This window comes from Bacillus sp. FSL K6-2971, from assembly GCF_038006405.1.
GTDB classification, from domain to species: domain Bacteria; phylum Bacillota; class Bacilli; order Bacillales; family Bacillaceae; genus Bacillus; species Bacillus pumilus.
In genome coordinates, this window is sequence record NZ_JBBOVD010000001.1 from 1,101,232 (window position 1) to 1,120,472 (window position 19,241).

Genomic DNA, 19,241 nt, shown 5'->3' on the forward strand with positions numbered 1-19,241 from the left:
ACACTGCGGTGACGCAGTGTTTTTTTCATTTGTAAAAGGGTATATAAGTGATAAAAAGTTAAAGCAGGTGTACATATGATTGATGTGATCGGAATTGGGATTGGACCTGCCAATTTAGGTTTGGCGGCTTTGTTAGAGGAGTATGAAGATGTTTCATGCTGTTTTTTTGAACAGGAGACTGAATTTGCTTGGCATCCTGGTATGCTGATCAAAGGAACGGATTTACAAGTCTCCTTTTTAGCTGATCTTGTGACGATGGCGAATCCAAGGAGCAGATATACATTTTTAAATTATTTACATGAATCAAATAGACTTCACCGGTTTTATACATTTGAACAGTTTGACATTCCGCGAAGAGAATTCAATGAGTATTTGTCATGGGTCGCAGGTGAATTAGATAGCTGTCAATTTGGGATGAAGGTAGAGGAAGTGACGGACTGCCAAGGTGGTTATCTTGTGAAAGTCCGGCGATTGAAGGATGGATCGCTTTCTGAGTATCGGGCAAAGCATGTCGTGCTCGGAACAGGGAGCAAACCGATGATTCCTGTCAATGTGCCTGATGCTGCACTGCCATATGTGACCCATAGCAGCCGGTATTTAGAGCAGCAGAAAGAACTTCATGAAGCTGAGGCGGTGACGGTCATTGGCTCTGGGCAGAGTGCAGCCGAAATCTTCTTAGACCTGCTTCAGTATCAGAAGAAAGGGCAGCAGCTATCTTGGTTTACGCGATCTAGTGAATTTAGAGAGCTGGAGACGGCTGAGCTTGGTCAGGAGCTGTTTACACCAAAGTACGTTGAATATTTCCATTCGCTTCCTTATGAAGAACGAATGAACACATTGCCTAGGCTGACTGGATTAAGAAATGGGATAGATGCATCGACGCTCTCACGCATTTATCAGGAATTGTATCATCGGTCTGTTTCAGGTGAAGAGCCATCTGTGATTATTCAGCCAATGACCGTGCTTGAAGCCATTCAGGTGGAGGAGAATCAGTCCCTGAAGCTGCACCTAAAGCAGTGGCAGCTAAAGAAAGAAAAGAGTATAACAGTAGATCATGTCGTATTGGCTACAGGGTACAAACCGAATATTCCGGCATGGTTTAGTGCGTATGAACCTTTAATTGAATGGGAAAGTGAAGAGCATTTTAAAGTGACAGAAGACTTCAGGCTTGTGTTCAAAGACAAGCGTCCGCATCATTTCTTTACATTCACGCACCTAGATCACTCTCATGGAACAGCGGCGACCAATTTAAAACTATCCATCTACCGCAACCAGAAAGTGATTCAAACCATTCGTGGGGGCAAAGAAGCGCCAGTCAAGCAAGAAACAGCCTTTCAGCAATTTGAATAAGAGATGAAAAAGGGACCCCAGCATAGGGTCCTTTACTATATAAAAATATATTTTTCGTTTCAATAATTATGCTTATTTTGGTATCGACTGATCCTGAAATTTCTTATGCAGAGGAAAAGGGATTATTCGGGTTGAAATGGAAGTAAGTCATGTGTTTAAAGAAAAGGGGGATGGGTGATGACATATATCAATTGTCAGCTAGACGGGGATATTTTTGAAATCGTTTTCAAAAGGCCTGAGGCTTATAATTCATTTCATGTGGACATGTTTGCTGAATTCAAAGAGGCATGTGATGCAGCGGAGGAAAGTAGTGCAAAAGTCGTTGTGATCAAGGGCGCGGGAAAAGGGTTTTCAGCAGGCGGAGATATTGGCATGATGCTTAAGCAGGAAAGTGAAGAAGATTTCCATCGTGTGATGGATTTGATCGAGGGGATTACACTTTCTCTAGCTGGTATGAAAAAAGTGACGATTGCTCTTGTCCACGGGTCAGCGGCAGGCCTTGCTTTTAGCTTTGCTTTAAGCTGTGACTACTTGTTTATGCATCAAGATGCAAAGCTCGCCATGAATTTTAATGGAGTAGGCTTAATTCCAGATGGCGGAGGGCACTTTTTCCTTACAAAAAGAGTCAGTGAACAAACCGCGAAACAATTGATTTGGAGCGGACAAAAGCTTCCTGCTGAAGAAGCGCTAAAGCTGGGCCTTGCAGACGGCGTGTTTCAAGAGGAAGTCGATGCGTATCAAAAGGTATGTGTGAAGCCGTTTATGAACATGCCGCTTCAAGCATTTATCGAGACAAAGCGAATCTATTTCCAGCAGTCAGAACCTGAGCTGCTAGCCGTTCTTCAAAAAGAGAGGACAGCACAGGCAAGGCTGAGGCAAAGCCATGATCATAAGGAAGGCATTCAGGCCTTTTTAGAAAAAAGACGACCTGTGTTCCAGAATGTATAAACGGATGTGAGGCCGGCGAATGCCGGCTTTTTTAACGTTCAAATAAAAGCAGCTTGCCTGCATCATCAACGAGCCGATGAGAATGCTTCGTGTATTGCTGTTCGATTAAGCGATGGCGACCTAATTCCTTTGCCTTTTCATCACTATCCGTTGTGATTTTTTCATTTAATAAAGTCTCACCCGATGGGTCAAATACAGTTAAAAAGTATGTCTTCGCCATTCCTCATCTTCCTTTCCTCTACTTTTCTATGTAATTAAACAAGGAATAAGATAAAACCTCTTTTTTAGCCCTTAAAAATGTGTTTTTTAGAATGAGAGTGATAGAACGTGCATTCGCAAAAATGGCATGATAAAATATGGACAATGACAGTATCGGACAAGGAGATAGACGTTTGACTAAGCTCACCTTTATTCATGCCGCAGATTTACATTTAGACAGTCCATTTGCAGGAATGTCGAATATCCCTAGCTTACCCTTTAAGCGGCTCAAAGAAAGTACATTTCAAAGTGCGAAGAATATGTTTGATTTCGCCATTGGTCGAGCAGTAGACTTTGTGCTACTGAGTGGAGATTTATTTGACGAATCCAACCGCAGCCTGAAAGCACAGCTGTTTTTAAGAAATCAGTTTCTAAGACTGCAAACTCAAGGGATTGAAGTCTTTATTATTTATGGTAATCATGATCATTTAGGCGGTGAATGGACACCGGTTGAGTGGCCTGAGAATGTGCACGTTTTTTCAACCAGTACCCCAAGTGAGCAATCCTACTATAGAGGAGATCAGCTTGTCGCAAGTATTTATGGATTTAGCTACAAAGAGCGTGCTGTCTATGAAAATATGACCTCACATTACGTCAAAACGACAGATGCTGCCTTTCACATTGCAATGCTTCACGGTACATTAGCTGGACAAGAAGGTCATGACGCGTACGCACCTTTTCAGCTTGAGCAGCTCGTTTCCCGAGATTTCGATTATTGGGCGCTTGGACATATACATAAGAGAGCCCTTCTGCATGAAGACCCGTTGATTATTTACCCTGGTAACATGCAGGGCAGACATATAAAAGAAACAGGAGAGAAAGGCTGTTACGTTGTTCAACTCTCCGAGGATTCTGCGACAGCGGAATTTATGAGCTGTGCGGATGTGATGTTTGAGACACTTGCAATAGACATCACAGAGACGGTTCATATGACGGATCTTGTGATACTTGTGGATAACAAAATCAGTGAACTGAAAAAGGATGGCGTCCCTCATTTTGTGAAAATTGAATTGATGGGTGAGGCTCCTCCTTACTTTGAGCATATGCAGCTTGAGTTGCTTGAGGAGCTGATGACCGTTCTTCATGAACAGGAAGAAGATGAAGATGTATTCGTTTGGGTGATATCGATTGATTGCCGAACAAATGAGGAAATCGCCTATCCAGAAGATTCTTTTTTAAAGGAACTCACTGCTGAAATTTCACAGTTTGAGGCATATGAAGAGCTTCTATCACCGATCAAGCGTCACCCAACTTATAGAAAGTCAGGAAAAGCTCTCACAATAGAGGATGAAGTGGATATAAAAGAAGAAGCACAAAGGCTGCTGAAAGAACAGCTAAAGCAATTATGAGAAAAGGAGAGGCACAATGAAAATACGTTCACTCCATATCGCCCATTTTGGGAAATTTTCAAATCGGACCTTTCACTTTTCTGATGACGGTTTTCAGCTAGTTTACGGCCTGAATGAATCTGGGAAAACGACATTGAAAACGTTTATTGAATCGATGTTATTTGGTTTTCCAAAAAACAAGATGTACAAGACGAAACAGGGTTCTTTTTATGGTGGTTCCCTCACTTGCGAAGATGACGAGTTAGGCGTTATTCACATTGAGAGAACATCCGACCGCGTTGGTCAAGCACAGGTGTTTTTACCGAATGGTGAAGTGAAAGACGAGGCTTTTCTACAGACACTTTTAAAGGGAACGGATCGCAGATTATATCAATCAATCTATTCATTTGATGTGTTCGGACTGCAAAATGTCCAAGCCTTAAATCAGGATCAAATAGGCGAATTTCTACTTTTCTCAAGTTTATTTGGCTCAGATGCAGCCAACAAGATGGATAGCAGGCTGCTAAAGCAGCAGGAGCAGCTGTTTAAACCAAATGGCCGCAAGCCTGAATTAAACCAGCAGCTTGGTCATTTAAAAGAGCTGACAGGTCAGCTGAAACAAGCGAGATTGGTAGAAGGCAGCTATACCGAAAAGAAACGGGAGCAATCTGAATTAACGGAGACGATCGAAAAGCTTCAAAATGAAATGAAGCAAGCAGAAGAACACCTTCAGAAACTGACTGAATCCATTCAAGTGTATCCCATGATTGAGAAAAAAGTGGAGTTGAAAAAGGAATTAGCCCGCTTTCCAGACCGGGTCAAACGTTTTAGAGCAGAAACAGAGCATGAGCTGGATAAACTAGAATCACACCTTCACCCAAAAAAGGCTCAATTGACTGCACTGAAACAGAAGTTAGATCATTTGCAAACCTCACTCGTACAAGTTCAACCGCTTTATGACAAGGATACCTTAATGGAGATGAAACGAGTCGTAGATGAAGCATCTAATGCTGAGCTTGTGAAAAAGCGTATAGCAGAGTGTCGAGCAAACCGTGATTCATTGAAACAAAAAATCGACGAAGCGGTAGCAAAGCTAAAGTGGGAGCGCCCGATAAAGCTCGAACAAATCGACGATTCGCTTGAATTTGAGTGGGAATTAAAGGAGTCTGTCACTCAATACGTTCGTCTCATGGACAGAAAGGCGCAGTTAGATGAACGATTTGATCACGCAAGACATGAGCTGGACGAAGCAGAAGCCGCGCTAAAAGGATTAAAGGAACAGCAAGTGAGACTGCACGGAGCAGAAGATGATGCGAAGGAGACAAGATCGAAAAAGAAACCGGTTTATTCCCTGACGTCATTATTCCGAGGTTTGATCGCATTTGATGTGGTGTTTCTGTTTGTTCTATTCTTTTTAACAGAGTGGTGGATCACGTTCTTGTTTGCGGGATTTTCTGTTTTTCTCTTCTTTGTCATTTACTCATTCAGTCAAATGAGCCCTATGAAACAAAGAAGCGGCGAAGACGCCTTAGATTCCTTTCAAGTGCAGGCAGCTTCAACTGAAACACTTATGAGGCAGAAGGAGCTGCTGTACGAAAGAATCATCCGGCAATATGAAGACTGGGAGCTAGAGCTAGAGCCTGTCCAGCAGCAAGTAGAGGAAAAGAAGAGGCAGCTTGGCTTGTCGTCTGAGCTTTCTTTCCTAGTCGAGGCCTTCCATATTCTCAAACAATTAAAAATGAATACAGCGGCATATGAGGAGCTTCAGCGTGAATTAGACGTGCTCTCCGATAAGCAATCGGTTTATGAGCGCAAGGTTTCAGCATTAAGTAGTATTTGTCAAAAAAAGGAAGTATTTATTCAGGAGAATATTTCAGCCTTTCAAGAGATATTGAAAGATGAGGCGAAAAGAGAAAAAGAACGCCAGACATTACATGTATCCATTCAACATGCGATGCAGCAGCTCTCGACACTAGAAGATGAAATTCAATATTACGAAAAACAAACTGACGAGCTTTTTCGTCAAGTAGAAGCAGAGTCCAAAGAAGATTACCAAGTGCTTTCTCATCTATCGAAAGAATACCGGGAACGGCTTTCTGAGCTGCAGCAGCTGAATCAAGAGCTTCATAGAAGCGGTTGTTTTGATGAGGAGGAATGGATTGTTCGCAAAGGACTACCTCTCCTTGAGGAGGAGTGTGCAGAAGCAAAGCAGCACCTTCATGACGTTCAATTGAATGCGGAGAATATGGAAAAGCGTTTAGCAGAACTAGCGGTGGAAATCCGGCAAATAGAAGCTTCTGGAACGGTGTCTGATTTGACTCATCAGCTTGCCGCAGAGCAGGAGCATGCGAAGCACCTCGCAAAAAAATGGGCGGCCATTCAGCTTGTCCGCTCCGTCATACGAGAAAAATTGAATGAGCATAAAGAAACAAGGCTGCCTGCATTGCTTCAAACAGCCTCTAGTTTTATTCAACCGTTAACAAATGATCGTTATGAAGCGATTTTATTTTCACCTGAAGATGACTTGCTCATGGTGAAAAGAATGGATGGACGAATATTCCGTCCAGAGGAACTTTCACAGGCAACGTGTGAACAGATCTATCTGGCGATTCGTTTTGCGCTTGCTTTGTCTCATCAGCAAGATTGTCAGCTTCCGTTTATGATGGATGACAGCTTTGTTCATTTCGATCACGTTCGTCTAGGCAGAGTGCTGGAGATGATGAACGAGCTCACACGTTTTGAAACACAGCTGTTTTATTTCACCTGTCATGAGCATATGAAGCAAGCGGCAGAAGATGGACAGGTTACGAGTTTAGCAGTTGAATGATTGACAAATAATGACTTATGTTATACTTATATGAGCAGAAACATGGAAGGAGCTTTTATTGAATGGCTAAAGGGATCATGACCTATGATGTCGGCGAACAAGTTGACCTGCATTTATTAATTAAATCATCTACTAAAGGGATTGCGAGTAATGGCAAACCATTTTTAACGTTAATTCTTCAAGATCAAAGTGGAGATATTGAGGCGAAACTATGGGATGCGAAGCAGAATGATGAACAAACCTATGCCGCGCAAACCATTGTGAAGGTAGTAGGCGATATTCATCATTATCGCGGGAGGAATCAGCTGAAACTTAGGAATATACGCCCTGTTGCTGAAAATGAGCAAATTCGAATTGATGATTTTCTCGAAACAGCTCCTATTCCAAAACATGATATGATGGATACGATTATGCAATATATCTTTGATATGAAAAACCCTAATTTACAGCGTGTCACAAGGCATTTGCTGAAAAAATATGGACAGGAATTCGCTGACTATCCAGCAGCAACAAAAAACCATCACGAATTTGTCTCTGGTCTTGCTTATCATGTAGTGTCCATGCTGCATTTGGCTAAATCGATTGTTGACTTATATCCATCATTAGATCGAGATCTTTTATATTCAGGCATCATTCTTCATGATTTAGGAAAAGTCAAAGAGCTTTCAGGCCCAGTCTCAACCACCTATACGGTGGAAGGGAATTTAATTGGTCATATTTCGATTATGGTGACAGAAATTGCGAAAGCTGCAGAAGAGCTGGGTATTGACTCAGAAGAAATTCTGATTTTACAGCACTTAGTACTGAGTCATCATGGAAAAGGAGAGTGGGGCAGCCCGAAACCACCAATGGTGAAGGAAGCCGAAATTCTCCACTATATTGATAATTTAGATGCGAAGATGAATATGATGGATCGTGCGCTTGAGCATGTGAAGCCAGGAGAATATACAGAACGTATTTTTGCGCTAGAGAATCGTTCATTTTATAAACCAACCTTTCACGAATAACCATGTCAAAACGTCCGCTTATGCGGGCGTTTTTTTCATAACTTGTCTTCTTTTTGCATAAGCATGTAACACAAGGGAAGAGAGAGCTGTTCTGAAAAAAAGGAGGCGATGAAAAAATGTTGTTTTTTCCATGGTGGGTGTATGCATGTATCATTGGCATTATTTTCTGTGCGTATAAATTAATGACAACGGCCAAAGAGGAGCAAGAGATTGATCAATCCTTTATTGAAAAGGAAGGAGAAATTTTTATCGAGCGAATGGAGCAAGAAAGAGAGCGCAGACGTCAGGGGCAGCAAATGAAAAGATCCCAGGATACGGCGGCACATGAAGATCACTCGATTGCTTAATCAGGTGATATAAAACCCCCTCTGCCCAATCACGGCAGAGGGGGTTTTTGCGATTACTGGTTTTGTTGAGATTGTTGATTTTGTGCAGGTTGTTCAGATTTTTCTTTGAACGTGTTTTCAAGCTCTTTATCTTTTACTTTCACATCTGCATCTTTCACCAATTTGTTTAAGATGGTTTGGATTTCATTTGTGTCTGCTTGTTTTTGATTAAGTAGCTCTTTTTTCAAGTCTGCTTTCATGTCATCGTATTTACCGCGTTCTTCGGTCTTTTTAATGATATGGTAGCCGAATTGTGATTTCACTGGTTTGCTGATTTCATTCACTTTTAGTTTAAATGCAGCTTTACTGAAGTTCTCGTCCATTTGACCTTCTTTTGCGAACCAGCCTACATCTCCGCCTTGTGCAGCTGAAGCGGTATCAGTTGAATATTCAGACACAACAGCATCCCATTTTTCACCTTTATCTAATTTCTTTTCCACTTCGTCAGCTGTTTTCTTATCAGCTACTAAAATGTGGCTTGCGCGGATTTTCCCTTTTAGGTCATCGTAATACGCTTTTACTTCTTTATCAGTGATTTTGATGTTAGCTTTGGCAGCCTTTTGAGTCAGCAGCTCATATTTCACTTGATCTTTGATGTAATCTTTTCCGAATTCATCTTGAAGTTGTTTTAAACGATCTTCACCAAGTGTCTTTTTATATTCTTCCATTTTCTTATCAATTTCTTTATCAGATACTTTGTATTTGTCAGCAAGAACCTTTTGTTGAACAAGTAGATTTAAAGCATCTCCACCTGCTTGTTTCTTAAGAGTCGTATAAAGCTCTTCTTTTGTGACATCTCCTGATTTTGTTGTTGCGATGACATCTTTATCACCACTACTGCATGCGCCAAGAGTTAAAACACTAACTGCTGTTACAGCTGCTAAAGCCATTTTTTTCATTCAAAAAACACTCCTAATCTTTCCAATTTATTTATCATTGCTTGTATCATAACATATTGTGACACGCTGTAAAAAGAAATGCAAATGGAAGGGCATTCGTCTAGTCAAAAATTTGCGCGCTACATACACATATAGTGATCACAAAAAGGAGGCTGAATTATATGGGAGCAGGATATTCTAATGGGTTTGCTTTATTGGTCGTGCTATTCATTTTGCTGATCATCGTTGGTGCAGCATATCTTTACTAATTAAATCGCTGTGACAGAAAGGAGCCGTCCTGCCATGCGTGCGGGCGGTTCTTTTTTCAAACGATGACAGGTGCCTAAACGTTTTCAATTTTATAGCATACACTGAGCTTAGAACAGAGGAAGAACTGGCAGGAGGTGTTTTTACATGGGAGGAGAAGTCTTCGCTGGCGGTTTTGCACTAGTCGTCGTGTTATTCATCTTATTGATCATTATCGGTGCATCTTGGATTTGCTAATTAATCAATATACACAAAAAGCTGCCCTCAAACTGGCAGCTTTTGCTTTGATCTTAAATAGATATGGTAATTTCAACAAATGATGAGATCAGTAAGATCAGTATCGATACATTGATAAAGCGAAACACCTTATCTTGCCGTTCTTCAGGAATCTCTCTGACAAGGCATAATGTATTAGTAAGCCTGTTTATTGAATACACAATAAACGCGGCAAAGACGATGAAGTAAAATAAAACTATCGGAGATCCCCCCTCTCTATGCTATTCCCATACTACATTACCAAATTTTTTATGAAAAAGATAGAAGTTGGCTTTAAAAACCTCATGATGAGGATGTTTGGTCAACTAAAATATCAAACTCGTCTTGGGCTTGATCGATGATGCAGGATTTAGGTGCTTTGAGCAGTTTCCATGCAAATAAAAAGTCAGGCAAACAATAGCCTGCATGAATACTTGCGATGATGATAAAATAGTGTGCATACATTGGAAACGCCACACCTAACACAAAGTAAACCGGTGAAATCACACAAAATGGACTGAGAAGTGAATAAAGCATGATGTTCTTTGGTACACGTTGCCAGCAATTTCGTTTAAATAGCGTCATTTTTTTCTTGTTTTTCATCACTGGGATCAAGTGAACCACACGGTGGACAAGCAATGTCACAAGTAAAAGCATAGCAAAAAGCGGTGCGTTGTGACTGCTTAGTCTCGTTTCAGGATGAGTCAGTTGAAAACATAAAAAAGCCGTAATGAAAAAAAGTATGGCAAGGCTGATGGCTGAAATCAGCAGTCTTGTATAACCATAATCCTTTTCAAGATTAATGGTCTTCCAACAATTCATTTTTCATCCTTCCAATCTTAAAAAACTAATTGAATATCTCAAGATAATTTACTCTTCCTGAAGATAAAAATCAATGGTTTTCATGAAAAAAAATAAAATGTTGTGTTCATATGGAATAAAGAGAGGAAACTTTGGATTTTTCAAGAAAAAAAGACAGAAGAGGGAGGTTCGTCTCTTTCGTCAATGAGTAATTTCGGCTAGAATAGAAAGACTAAGAGAAAGAGGGAACGTACATGAGTATTGAGGAACGAATGAGCCAGCTCGAATATTATATGGAACTTTTGCTGACGGCGACCGATATGAGCCGTTATCCATATTATGCATTATTGATTAGGCAGCGGGTATCGAAAGAAGAGGCGCAGGAAATTGAGCGTATTTGTGCTGAGCTTTCAGAGGAAATGGACAAGCAAAAAGCACAAGGCTACGTCATGTTTGACGATATGCTTGCGCTTTTTGCAGGACAGTTAATTGAAAAGCTGGATGTGCATGAGACGATATTTGCATTGCATGATCAAGGGCTGTTTCAGCCGTTGATGAATGAATTTATAAAGATCATTAAACAATTTGATTTGCTTTATTAGCCGCTTTTTCTGCTGCATCAGCTGAGTCTTCAAGTTCCTCAGGTTTTTTCGTGACTTTTCCTCGCTCATTCAAAAAGTCCTTCTCGATGTTTGAAAACGATTTCTCAAAAATCTCCATGAAGTCCTCACCATAGATGTTTCGGATAATACACATCATTTCTAAAATCTCAGGGAACTTTCCGTAAATGTCATGAAGCGGCTGTGCGCCTTTGACAATACCAGTTCGTGCCGGGTCATAATCTTCGAGTAGTTTATGGAATGTCTCTTCGCCTTTTGGCGTTAGCTCAATATACGTATTGCGTTTATCGTTTAACTTTTTAGAAAATTTTAAAAATCCTCGTTCCTCGAGTTTCTTGGAGAAGTTAAACGCCGTTGATACATGCATGACGCCAAACTTTGCAATTTCTGATATTGAAGCTCCTTTTAATTGATACGCAATCCACAAAATATGATGTTCATTGATATTTAGGTTATACGGTTTGATCCACTGCTGCCAGTCCTTTTCAATGGATTTCCAAAGAGCTTTGCTCAATTGGGCCATTCTTTGACTGAATAAAAGTGCTTCTTTTACATCGAAAGGCTGTTCCGAATGATTCATCCATTTCACCTACTTCTCTTTTTCTTGTAATTCTATTATGCCAATAAAATAAAGATTAATAAAGCTGAAAATTCAAGAATTTTTAAAACTCATGAAAAACATTGACAAAATAACCTTTTTTCAACAAAAAAAGTGCGGGATACGCACCCCGCACACTTTTGTAAACGAATATTTTTTCTTGAGTATATTAGTTTTGTAAGGTTTTCTCCAATTGCTTGAGTTTTTCCTCAATTTCCTGAATTTCCTTTTGCAAGTCCTGCTGGTGAGGTTTGATTTCTTCACGCCATTGCTGAATCGATGTTTGTAATTCAGTTCCGACTTCTTTAATGACCTCTGCGCTTTCTTTTGCTGTTTCAACAATTTGTTCTTTTAAAGCTTGTCCATCTCTTTTTAATCTTGTCAGCGTATCTTCAAATTTGTCATAGCCGTCTTTCATCTTTCCGCGCACATCTCTGCCAGAAGAGGGAGTCGTCAGGAGCACTGCCGCACCTCCGAGGAGACCGCCTACAAATAATCCTGTTAATAAAGAACGTCCACTAGCCATTCAAATCACCTCTAGTCAAATTTTACACATTCGCATGTTCTCTCTGAGCTGACGATCAGCTTCATTGAACTTCCATACATAGCTTGCTTTATTTTAGCATACTTTTGAAGAAAAGGGAGGGGAGAAGGTTGTCTGTCTTTCTGTTCGTTTTTACGTGTATCGGTGTCGTTTTTACAGGTGGTTCTATTCATTATGCAAGACAGCTGGGGTATGCAGGGTCTTATCCGCCAAAACATGTATTAAAGCAAAAAGCACTTGTGTGTGCGGCAGGTGCAGGAATTTCGCTCCTCATTTTGCTGCTGACCCTTTTTCTTTTATAAAAGCATGAAAAAAACCTCTTCATCTATTATGAAGAGGTTCGATTATTCGTTAAGCAACTTCTATCATTCTTGCACGTCTAAGAATGGACTGAGCAATTGGGAAGACAAATACCATGGCAATGGTATTAATCACGGCTGCTGGCAGGACGACGCCTACAAGAAGTGCCGGTAATGCAGCTGGCAGTCCAGTGATCAGTAATGCGGCAGATAGGAAAATCACGCCGGATACGATGGTTCCAATCGCAGTTAATACAGCGGTCAGCACTACTTTGTTCTTTATCTTCATGCAAGATAAGAAAAGGGCTAAGAAGATAAAGGCTGTCACTGGTTTATCAATCATATTTGGAATTTGTCCGCCTGGGAAACCCGTTGTTAATGCAGAAATGGCGCCTGTTACGAGGGCAATAACCACTACATGCTGTACCTTTGGGAAAAGGATGATGCTTAAAAACATCATGACCAGCATCATATCAGGTTTCATTCCGAAAAAGATGGGCGGGAAAATCGTATGCAAAACAGCTCCCATTGCTGCAAGCAATGACATAATAACTAATTCTTTTGTTTTCATTTCTATGCTCTCCTCTGCTAAGCTCTTAGAACTCTCCAATAATATGGCTCATCATTTATTGCAAGAGTCATCACTTTATATTTCTCGTTATTATACCAAATTTATTTCTCTATAGAAAAGCTTTTTCACTCATTTTCTTGCTGGAACTTTTTCATAAAGTCCGCAAGCTTTTGGCAGTCTTCAATCGATACCGCATTGTAAATAGATGCTCTGCATCCACCGACAGAACGGTGGCCGGCAAGTCCAACCATTTGTTCCTGCTTTGCTTTCTCTACAAAGGAAGCAGTGAGCGCATCATCACGAAGGGTAAATGTGACATTCATATGCGACCGGCTGTCAGTGCGTGCGTGTCCTTTGTAAAAACCGCCGCTTTGATCAATTTTGTCATAGAGAATGCCTGCTTTTTGTTCATTGCGTTTTTCCGCTGCTTCTACGCCGCCAGCCTGTTTGACATGCTCAAGGACAAGCGACAGCATATAAATCGCAAAAGTCGGTGGTGTGTGATAAAGAGAGCCAGCTTTTGCGTGTGTTGAATATTTTAATATTTTCGGTGTGCTGCTTTTCTCTTTTTCTAATAAACGTTTGCGCGCGATCACAATCGTGATACCAGAAGGCCCTAAGTTTTTTTGTGCCCCAGCATAAATGAGATCAAATTGAGAAACATCGATTTTTTTGCTGAGAATATCACTAGACATATCCGCAATGAGTGGTAATGATGTACCAGGGAACGTTTTCCACTGAGTGCCGAAGATCGTATTGTTTGATGTGATGTGTAAGTAAGCGCCATCTGTTAAACCGGAGGCATCTACTTCTGGAATATACGAGTAGTTGTCGTCTTCACTTGAAGCAAACACAGATGTTTCACCAAACCCTTTTGCTTCTGATAATGCTTTTTCTGACCAAGCGCCTGTTTGAATGAAATGAGCCGTTTCGTCTTCATGTAAGAAGTTCATAGGAATCATCGCAAATTGAAGGCTAGCTCCGCCCTGTAAAAAGAGGACTTCGTAATCTTCAGGAATGTTCATCAGTTCCACCAACAGTGCTTTTGCTTTATTGTGGACTTCTTCATATTCACCGCTGCGATGAGACAGCTCCATCACAGACATTCCAGTTTGTTTAAAATCAACAAGTTCTTCCTGTGCCTTTTCAAGCACTTCTAGCGGCAGTGCCGCCGGACCAGCATTAAAATTCGTCGTTCGCTTCATCACAATCTCTCCCTATTTCTCGCGTTAATGGATCAAAAGATAAAACCATCCTATCACAAATTTGAAGCAATTGGACAAAAAATTTGAATCGTTCTAAATATCTTACTATTAAGAAATGAAGGGGATAAAAAGGGGTGGAAATGAGAAAAACCTCATCTATTAAGATGAGGTAAGCCGCGTATGAATGGCAGAAGAAATCTCTTTTAAATCCTCTGACGTGTATTGATCTTGATGTGATTTCCATACGGCACCAAAGCCATCGCCTTTGCCGTAACGCGGAATGATATGCATGTGGTAATGGAACACAGATTGTCCGGCTTTTTCGCCGTTGTTGTTTAAAAGGTTTAATCCAATGGGTTCAAATTCCTGTTTGATGGCTCTTGCAATTTTCGGAATCGCTTGGAAGTAGTGATTAGACACTTCTGGTGTCATTTCGTAGATATTTTCTTTATGTATTTTCGGGATTACAAGGGTATGCCCTTTTGTTACTTGGCTAATATCTAGAAAAGCCAATACATGCTCGTCTTCATATACTTTTGCACATGGAATGTCTCCATCAATGATCTTGCAAAAAATACAATCGCTCACGTCATGTCACTCCTCAATCATTTTCCTTCATCGTATCACAAAAATGAGCAAAAAAGAAAACAGGACAAGCGAACTCCTTTGGTCGCTCATCCTGCTCCTGCAGAAGAAATGCTGATGCTTTCATTCGATATGCCTTTTGAATTCTCTATTTACTGAAATAAAGAATTCATATGCCTGCTATTTCTGCCGTAAACACCTCATTTGACGTTTTGGTTTGTCGTATACATATTGTATAGGACACAAAAATCAAGAATCAGTGAAGCAAAACAGAAGCTAAGGTTTTTAGATGAAAAACCAACTTGTCATGCGGTTCTTTGCCTTTAACAAACACCTCATTTACTTATTGGTCATCAAGTTCATTTCTTCTACAAACAATATGATGACCAAGATGCCTATTTTTTATTCATGACTTGTTTATAGGTAAACATTTCAAATTACCTTTCGTTTTTGTTACTATAAAGGAAAAACGAAAGAAAGGAACGAATTCATGTCCCTTCTCACTGTAAAAGATGTAACGGGTGGATATACGAAGAATCCCGTTCTAAAAAATATCTCATTTGAATTAGAAAGAAATCAAATCGTCGGTCTCATCGGTTTAAACGGGGCGGGGAAAAGCACAACCATTCGCCATATCATCGGACTCATGAAACCGCATAAAGGTGTCATTGAGTTGAATGGACGAACCCTTCAAGATGATCAAGAGGCGTATCGCTCGCAATTTACATTTATTCCAGAAACACCTGTATTATATGAAGAATTAACTTTAAAAGAGCATTTAGAGCTGACAGCGATGGCTTATGGACTATCAAAAGAACAATTAGATGAACGGCTGCCGTCATTGCTGAAAGAATTTCGAATGGAGAAACGTTTGAAGTGGTTCCCTGCTCATTTTTCAAAAGGAATGAAGCAGAAGGTCATGATTATGTGTGCGTTTCTTGTTGAACCAGAACTGTATATCATCGATGAACCGTTCTTAGGGCTCGATCCTCTTGCGATTAATGCACTGCTTGAACGGATGAATGCTGCAAAGAAAAACGGCGCTAGTGTCCTGATGTCAACGCATATCTTGGCGACAGCAGAACGCTATTGTGATTCCTTTATTATTTTGCACGAAGGGGAAATTAGAGCGAAAGGAACACTGACAGAGCTGAGAGAACAGTTCAATATGAGAGATGCGACACTCGATGATCTTTATTTGGAATTAACAAAGGAAGAAAGCTATGAGTAAAACGACGCAAAGCATTTGGAAATCCCGATTAGAGGAACACATACAAGATACAAGAAAATATTTAAAATACATGTTCAATGATCATCTTGTCATTGTGCTCATTTTTTTCCTTGCAGGCGGAGCGAGCTGGTATAGTAACTGGCTCAAACAAATTCCAGGTCATTTTCCATCCTACTGGGTCATGGCAGTTGTTTTCTCATTGGTGCTGACAAGCTCTTACGTGCGGACGTTGATCAAAGAAGCAGATCTTGTGTTTTTGCTTCCTTTGGAAGGGAAGATGGAGCCTTATTTAAAACAAGCTTTTAACTTTAGCTTCATTTCTCAGCTGTTTCCTCTCATTGCCGTATCCATTGTCGCACTCCCGCTTTATTCGGCGGTGTCTTCAGGCGGCATCAAGATGTATGTGCTTATATTGGCGCAAATGATTTTGATCAAGGGTCTGAATACAGCGATTCAATGGAGAATGACGTATTTTCAAGGAAAACAGATGAGATGGCTTGATGCAGTCCTTCGTTTTCTATTGAATATGATTTTAATCTATACCGTTTTACAGGCATCATATGCAATCGCAATTGTTTTTTATCTCATCTATGGTGTCTATCTCGTTTACTTAACGAATGCAGTCAAAAAGCAGACTTTTCAATGGGAATTGCATATTTCTGACGAATTAAAACGAAAACAGCGTTTTTATCGTTTGGCCAATTTATTTACAGATGTGCCTCATTTAAAGAAACAGGTGAAAAGAAGAGCCTATATGGACTGGCTTTTGCAGTTTGTTCCGTATGACCAGCGTAAAACTTTTTCTTACATGTATGTGAGGGCATTTTTACGATCAAATGACTATTTTGGTCTCGTGTTTAGGCTAACTGCCGTGTTTGTGCTGATTATTTTGTATACAGGTGCAGCAGGCTGGGTGGGCGCGCTGCTTGTCTTGTTCACCGTGTTCATCACAGGTGTCCAGCTTGTGCCGTTAACGAAGCACTTTGCCCATCTTTCATTACAGGCACTTTATCCTGTTGCTCAGCAAGAAAAGGATCGGAGCTTTTTTGTTCTCGTCCGTAACGTGCTCATCATCCAATCGATATTGCTAAGCTGTTCAGTACTACCGGCAGGAGGATGGCAGGGAAGTGGACTTGCCCTTCTGATTTCACTGGCATTTGTGCTTGTCCTCTTCAAGCCTTACGTACTCAGTCGATTAAAAAAGATGCGATAAGCAGAGATATGTTTCTGACAGCGAGCGTATGATGACATCAAGGAGGGGACCGGATGAATGCAGCTGAACGGGAGTTATATGAAGAAGCCATTCTTTTTCAAACACGATTTTTAAGAAGACCTTCAAAGGTTGAACGGTTTTCAAAAGGAGTTCAGCAGCAGGTGAACCGCCGAATCCCTGCCAGGTTTCATCAAGTCATCACAAGTGCGGTCAAAACAATGGTTGAATCCACCGTATCAGGATCTCACTTCACTTCATTTTCAGTCATTGATGAGCAATTATCCATCATTGAGCGAAATGAACTGGCAAAGGAGAAAGTGAAGTACTATCAAAAGGCAGCTGCGATCGAAGGAATTGGAACAGGTGCAGGTGGTATTTTGCTCGGTATGGCAGACTTTCCGCTGTTGCTTAGCATCAAGATGAAATGTCTTTATGAACTGGCATGTATTTATGGCTTTGATTTGTCTCAAAAAGAGGAAAGACTCTTTTTGCTCTGTATATTTCAACTCGCCTTTTCCGGCAGTACACATCGTCAAAAAATGATGAGCATCATTGATGATTGGGAAACGAGCCGTGAGAAAATGGATTGGTACAGCTTTCAGCAGGAGTATCGAGATTACATTGACCTAGTGAAGCTGTTTCAATTAATGCCGATTGTCGGAGCCGCTGTTGGCGGTGTGGCAAATCATCACCTGACAGGACAGCTCGGAGATGTCGCTCGTCATGTGTTTCACTTACGGGTGTTGAAAGAAATGAAATAGAAAAGCCGCTGTTTGGGGACTGACCCCCGTTTTTGAGACAGGGATCAAAACACCTTTATACAGCCAATTGCCGATAGTTTATCGGTGATTGGTTGTTTAGTTTCGTTTGAATACGAATGTTGTTATAATAATAAATGTATTCTTTGACAGTGCGTTCTACGATGCTGGTCGTAGTGCGGTCAATCCTGTTAAGATAGAACGTTTCAGACTTTAGTGAGGAATGAAACGATTCGATGGAGGCATTATCAGCGGGCGTCCCTTTACGGGACATGCTCATGGTAATGCCTTTTATATGAACAGCTTTCTGATACTCGTAAGATGTATACACAGAACCTTGATCGCTATGTAACACGCAATTCTCAGGCAGTGCTGGGAGCTGATTAAGTGTGTTTAAGATAAAGTCTGTGTCCTGCTTATCACCAATCGTAAAAGCAATCACTTCTCCATTATATAAATCCAATATACTGGAAAGGTACAATTGTTTCTGTCCATAAGGCAAATACGTGATGTCCGTTACTAGTTTTTCAAGAGGGCGATCAGACTGAAAGTTCCGATCCAGTATATTACCGGCCACGGCATAGGGCTGCCCATTCTTCTTACGCTTTTTCATTTTAACCCGGCATTGCCACTGGTTTTTCTGCATGATACGTTGAACAGTTTTATGGTTAATACGCATTCCCCTTTTTAGTATGGCTGTGATTTTTCGATAACCATATCGATATTTGTGCTTTCGGCACAACGTGCCGACCTGTTTCTCTAGTTGTCTTTTAGAATGATTCTGAGTCAGATCCTTTTTCCATCTATAATACGAAGTACGTAAGATGCCTAAATGGACACAGATGTCCTGTACCGTCATCGTTTTGCACAATTCTTCTACCAGTTTGATTGACGTTTCCTTATCAACTTCCTTTCCAATTCGTTGTACTTTTTTAAAACTTCATTCTGTTGACTCAAATAGCGATTTTCTGCCTGCAGTCTCTCTAATTCGGAAGAGTACTCGGGACCCTTTCCATAGGTATATTGTTTTCCAACAGGCTGTTCGAACCGGTGTGTATCCCCAGCCTTATGCCACCTCACCCATGTCTGAACCTGCGTCTTATTCTTGATATTCAATTTCTGCATGATCTCTTTCATAGGTACGCCTGCCAATCTCATTTCTACAGCCTTCTGTTTGACTTCAACCGGATAACTCACTCTTGTCCCCATAGAAAAAACACCTCCATGTTTTATTTCGGATCACAACGATCCATTTTCAAACTTGAAGGTGTTTTTTATTTGTCTCATCTTATGGGGTCAGTCCCTTGCCAGC

At 40.7% G+C, this 19,241-nt stretch carries 23 protein-coding genes; 13 read left to right on the forward strand and 10 right to left on the reverse strand.

Features of this window, described 5'->3' with window-relative positions:
* The first annotated feature begins 75 nt into the window (after positions 1-75).
* Positions 76-1,350 (forward strand): lysine N(6)-hydroxylase/L-ornithine N(5)-oxygenase family protein, encoded by a 1,275-nt coding sequence (locus MHI33_RS05480; RefSeq protein ID WP_185107615.1) that lies wholly within the window; start codon positions 76-78, stop codon positions 1,348-1,350.
* Between the two features lie 177 nt (positions 1,351-1,527).
* Positions 1,528-2,298, forward strand: coding sequence for an enoyl-CoA hydratase (locus MHI33_RS05485; protein WP_185107613.1), 771 nt, complete (start codon positions 1,528-1,530; stop codon positions 2,296-2,298).
* A gap of 31 nt (positions 2,299-2,329) precedes the next feature.
* Here the strand turns inward: MHI33_RS05485 and MHI33_RS05490 are convergent, their stop codons facing one another.
* Entirely contained in the window at positions 2,330-2,518 is a 189-nt protein-coding gene (locus MHI33_RS05490; protein ID WP_065098934.1) for a YhzD family protein, read from the reverse strand.
* Between the two features lie 172 nt (positions 2,519-2,690).
* Here MHI33_RS05490 and MHI33_RS05495 point away from each other — a divergent pair, with 172 nt between their 5' ends.
* The 4 genes from MHI33_RS05495 to MHI33_RS05510 all read left to right on the forward strand — a co-directional run bounded on the left by MHI33_RS05495 (position 2,691) and on the right by MHI33_RS05510 (position 8,065).
* Positions 2,691-3,905 (forward strand): metallophosphoesterase family protein, encoded by a 1,215-nt coding sequence (locus MHI33_RS05495; RefSeq protein WP_185107611.1) that lies wholly within the window; start codon positions 2,691-2,693, stop codon positions 3,903-3,905.
* A 16-nt stretch (positions 3,906-3,921) separates the two neighbouring features.
* Complete coding sequence (locus MHI33_RS05500) at positions 3,922-6,711, forward strand: ATP-binding protein (protein ID WP_065098932.1); 2,790 nt, start codon at positions 3,922-3,924, stop codon at positions 6,709-6,711.
* Between the two features lie 62 nt (positions 6,712-6,773).
* Positions 6,774-7,718, forward strand: a complete 945-nt coding sequence (yhaM, locus tag MHI33_RS05505) for a 3'-5' exoribonuclease YhaM (protein WP_065098931.1) — start codon at positions 6,774-6,776, stop codon at positions 7,716-7,718.
* A gap of 116 nt (positions 7,719-7,834) precedes the next feature.
* Positions 7,835-8,065 carry a sporulation YhaL family protein gene (locus tag MHI33_RS05510; RefSeq protein WP_044140681.1) on the forward strand — a complete coding sequence of 77 codons (231 nt, stop codon included), beginning with the start codon at positions 7,835-7,837 and terminating at the stop codon, positions 8,063-8,065.
* Positions 8,066-8,118: 53 nt separating this feature from the next.
* On the opposite strand, the gene MHI33_RS05515 is transcribed toward MHI33_RS05510, so the two are convergent.
* Positions 8,119-9,003 (reverse strand): peptidylprolyl isomerase, encoded by an 885-nt coding sequence (locus MHI33_RS05515; RefSeq protein WP_111912727.1) that lies wholly within the window; start codon positions 9,001-9,003, stop codon positions 8,119-8,121.
* A gap of 161 nt (positions 9,004-9,164) precedes the next feature.
* Here MHI33_RS05515 and MHI33_RS05520 point away from each other — a divergent pair, with 161 nt between their 5' ends.
* Positions 9,165-9,251 (forward strand): YjcZ family sporulation protein, encoded by an 87-nt coding sequence (locus MHI33_RS05520; protein WP_008361129.1) that lies wholly within the window; start codon positions 9,165-9,167, stop codon positions 9,249-9,251.
* 145 nt (positions 9,252-9,396) lie between these two features.
* Positions 9,397-9,486, forward strand: coding sequence for a YjcZ family sporulation protein (locus tag MHI33_RS05525; protein ID WP_017360317.1), 90 nt, complete (start codon positions 9,397-9,399; stop codon positions 9,484-9,486).
* A gap of 53 nt (positions 9,487-9,539) precedes the next feature.
* Here MHI33_RS05525 and MHI33_RS05530 read toward each other — a convergent pair whose 3' ends face one another.
* Entirely contained in the window at positions 9,540-9,725 is a 186-nt protein-coding gene (locus tag MHI33_RS05530; protein ID WP_072368131.1) for a hypothetical protein, read from the reverse strand.
* An 82-nt stretch (positions 9,726-9,807) separates the two neighbouring features.
* Positions 9,808-10,326 (reverse strand): DUF3267 domain-containing protein, encoded by a 519-nt coding sequence (locus MHI33_RS05535; RefSeq protein WP_003210901.1) that lies wholly within the window; start codon positions 10,324-10,326, stop codon positions 9,808-9,810.
* A gap of 233 nt (positions 10,327-10,559) precedes the next feature.
* Here MHI33_RS05535 and MHI33_RS05540 point away from each other — a divergent pair, with 233 nt between their 5' ends.
* Complete coding sequence (locus MHI33_RS05540; protein ID WP_044140684.1) at positions 10,560-10,907, forward strand: YhaI family protein; 348 nt, start codon at positions 10,560-10,562, stop codon at positions 10,905-10,907.
* On the opposite strand, the gene MHI33_RS05545 is transcribed toward MHI33_RS05540, so the two are convergent.
* Positions 10,882-11,505 (reverse strand): HTH-type transcriptional regulator Hpr, encoded by a 624-nt coding sequence (locus tag MHI33_RS05545; RefSeq protein ID WP_044140685.1) that lies wholly within the window; start codon positions 11,503-11,505, stop codon positions 10,882-10,884. The genes MHI33_RS05540 and MHI33_RS05545 overlap by 26 nt on opposite strands.
* Positions 11,506-11,692: 187 nt before the next feature.
* Entirely contained in the window at positions 11,693-12,049 is a 357-nt protein-coding gene (locus tag MHI33_RS05550) for a YtxH domain-containing protein (protein WP_007497160.1), read from the reverse strand.
* A 128-nt stretch (positions 12,050-12,177) separates the two neighbouring features.
* On the opposite strand from MHI33_RS05550, the gene MHI33_RS05555 reads away from it, so the two are divergent.
* A complete protein-coding gene (locus MHI33_RS05555) occupies positions 12,178-12,369 on the forward strand; it encodes a hypothetical protein (protein WP_003211362.1) in 192 nt (63 codons plus the stop codon).
* A gap of 49 nt (positions 12,370-12,418) precedes the next feature.
* Here MHI33_RS05555 and MHI33_RS05560 read toward each other — a convergent pair whose 3' ends face one another.
* The 3 genes from MHI33_RS05560 to MHI33_RS05570 form a co-directional block, all read right to left on the reverse strand.
* Positions 12,419-12,937, reverse strand: coding sequence for a tryptophan transporter (locus MHI33_RS05560; RefSeq protein ID WP_003212065.1), 519 nt, complete (start codon positions 12,935-12,937; stop codon positions 12,419-12,421).
* A gap of 125 nt (positions 12,938-13,062) precedes the next feature.
* Positions 13,063-14,142 carry a 3-phosphoserine/phosphohydroxythreonine transaminase gene (serC, locus tag MHI33_RS05565; RefSeq protein WP_185107610.1) on the reverse strand — a complete coding sequence of 360 codons (1,080 nt, stop codon included), beginning with the start codon at positions 14,140-14,142 and terminating at the stop codon, positions 13,063-13,065.
* A 159-nt stretch (positions 14,143-14,301) separates the two neighbouring features.
* Entirely contained in the window at positions 14,302-14,730 is a 429-nt protein-coding gene (locus MHI33_RS05570) for an HIT family protein (protein ID WP_003212458.1), read from the reverse strand.
* 487 nt (positions 14,731-15,217) lie between these two features.
* Between MHI33_RS05570 and MHI33_RS05575 the strand changes: the two genes are divergently transcribed.
* From MHI33_RS05575 to MHI33_RS05585, 3 genes are read left to right on the forward strand one after another with little or no spacing between them, the layout of a single operon-like run.
* Entirely contained in the window at positions 15,218-15,958 is a 741-nt protein-coding gene (locus MHI33_RS05575; protein WP_003212171.1) for an ABC transporter ATP-binding protein, read from the forward strand.
* The gene (locus MHI33_RS05580) at positions 15,951-17,171 is read left to right on the forward strand and encodes an ABC transporter permease (RefSeq protein ID WP_065098928.1); all 1,221 of its coding nucleotides are present in this window, start codon (positions 15,951-15,953) and stop codon (positions 17,169-17,171) included. The genes MHI33_RS05575 and MHI33_RS05580 overlap by 8 nt, the downstream gene beginning before the upstream one ends.
* A gap of 53 nt (positions 17,172-17,224) precedes the next feature.
* Positions 17,225-17,932, forward strand: coding sequence for an EcsC family protein (locus MHI33_RS05585; RefSeq protein ID WP_065098927.1), 708 nt, complete (start codon positions 17,225-17,227; stop codon positions 17,930-17,932).
* Between the two features lie 55 nt (positions 17,933-17,987).
* Here the strand turns inward: MHI33_RS05585 and MHI33_RS05590 are convergent.
* A protein-coding gene (locus tag MHI33_RS05590; protein ID WP_283923762.1) for an IS3 family transposase occupies positions 17,988-19,138 on the reverse strand; the annotation gives its coding sequence in 2 pieces (ribosomal slippage) (positions 17,988-18,865 and positions 18,865-19,138; 1,152 coding nt in all).
* Positions 19,139-19,241: the final 103 nt, after the last annotated feature.

Coding starts and splice junctions, on each gene's coding strand:
- MHI33_RS05480 (WP_185107615.1), top strand. CDS start 76: ATGATTGATGTGATCGGAATTGGGATTGGACCTGCCAATTTAGGTTTG.
- MHI33_RS05485 (WP_185107613.1), top strand. CDS start 1,528: ATGACATATATCAATTGTCAGCTAGACGGGGATATTTTTGAAATCGTT.
- MHI33_RS05490 (WP_065098934.1), bottom strand. CDS start 2,518: ATGGCGAAGACATACTTTTTAACTGTATTTGACCCATCGGGTGAGACT.
- MHI33_RS05500 (WP_065098932.1), top strand. CDS start 3,922: ATGAAAATACGTTCACTCCATATCGCCCATTTTGGGAAATTTTCAAAT.
- yhaM (WP_065098931.1), top strand. CDS start 6,774: ATGGCTAAAGGGATCATGACCTATGATGTCGGCGAACAAGTTGACCTG.
- MHI33_RS05510 (WP_044140681.1), top strand. CDS start 7,835: ATGTTGTTTTTTCCATGGTGGGTGTATGCATGTATCATTGGCATTATT.
- MHI33_RS05515 (WP_111912727.1), bottom strand. CDS start 9,003: ATGAAAAAAATGGCTTTAGCAGCTGTAACAGCAGTTAGTGTTTTAACT.
- MHI33_RS05520 (WP_008361129.1), top strand. CDS start 9,165: ATGGGAGCAGGATATTCTAATGGGTTTGCTTTATTGGTCGTGCTATTC.
- MHI33_RS05525 (WP_017360317.1), top strand. CDS start 9,397: ATGGGAGGAGAAGTCTTCGCTGGCGGTTTTGCACTAGTCGTCGTGTTA.
- MHI33_RS05535 (WP_003210901.1), bottom strand. CDS start 10,326: ATGAATTGTTGGAAGACCATTAATCTTGAAAAGGATTATGGTTATACA.
- MHI33_RS05540 (WP_044140684.1), top strand. CDS start 10,560: ATGAGTATTGAGGAACGAATGAGCCAGCTCGAATATTATATGGAACTT.
- MHI33_RS05545 (WP_044140685.1), bottom strand. CDS start 11,505: ATGAATCATTCGGAACAGCCTTTCGATGTAAAAGAAGCACTTTTATTC.
- MHI33_RS05550 (WP_007497160.1), bottom strand. CDS start 12,049: ATGGCTAGTGGACGTTCTTTATTAACAGGATTATTTGTAGGCGGTCTC.
- MHI33_RS05560 (WP_003212065.1), bottom strand. CDS start 12,937: ATGAAAACAAAAGAATTAGTTATTATGTCATTGCTTGCAGCAATGGGA.
- serC (WP_185107610.1), bottom strand. CDS start 14,142: ATGAAGCGAACGACGAATTTTAATGCTGGTCCGGCGGCACTGCCGCTA.
- MHI33_RS05575 (WP_003212171.1), top strand. CDS start 15,218: ATGTCCCTTCTCACTGTAAAAGATGTAACGGGTGGATATACGAAGAAT.
- MHI33_RS05580 (WP_065098928.1), top strand. CDS start 15,951: ATGAGTAAAACGACGCAAAGCATTTGGAAATCCCGATTAGAGGAACAC.
- MHI33_RS05585 (WP_065098927.1), top strand. CDS start 17,225: ATGAATGCAGCTGAACGGGAGTTATATGAAGAAGCCATTCTTTTTCAA.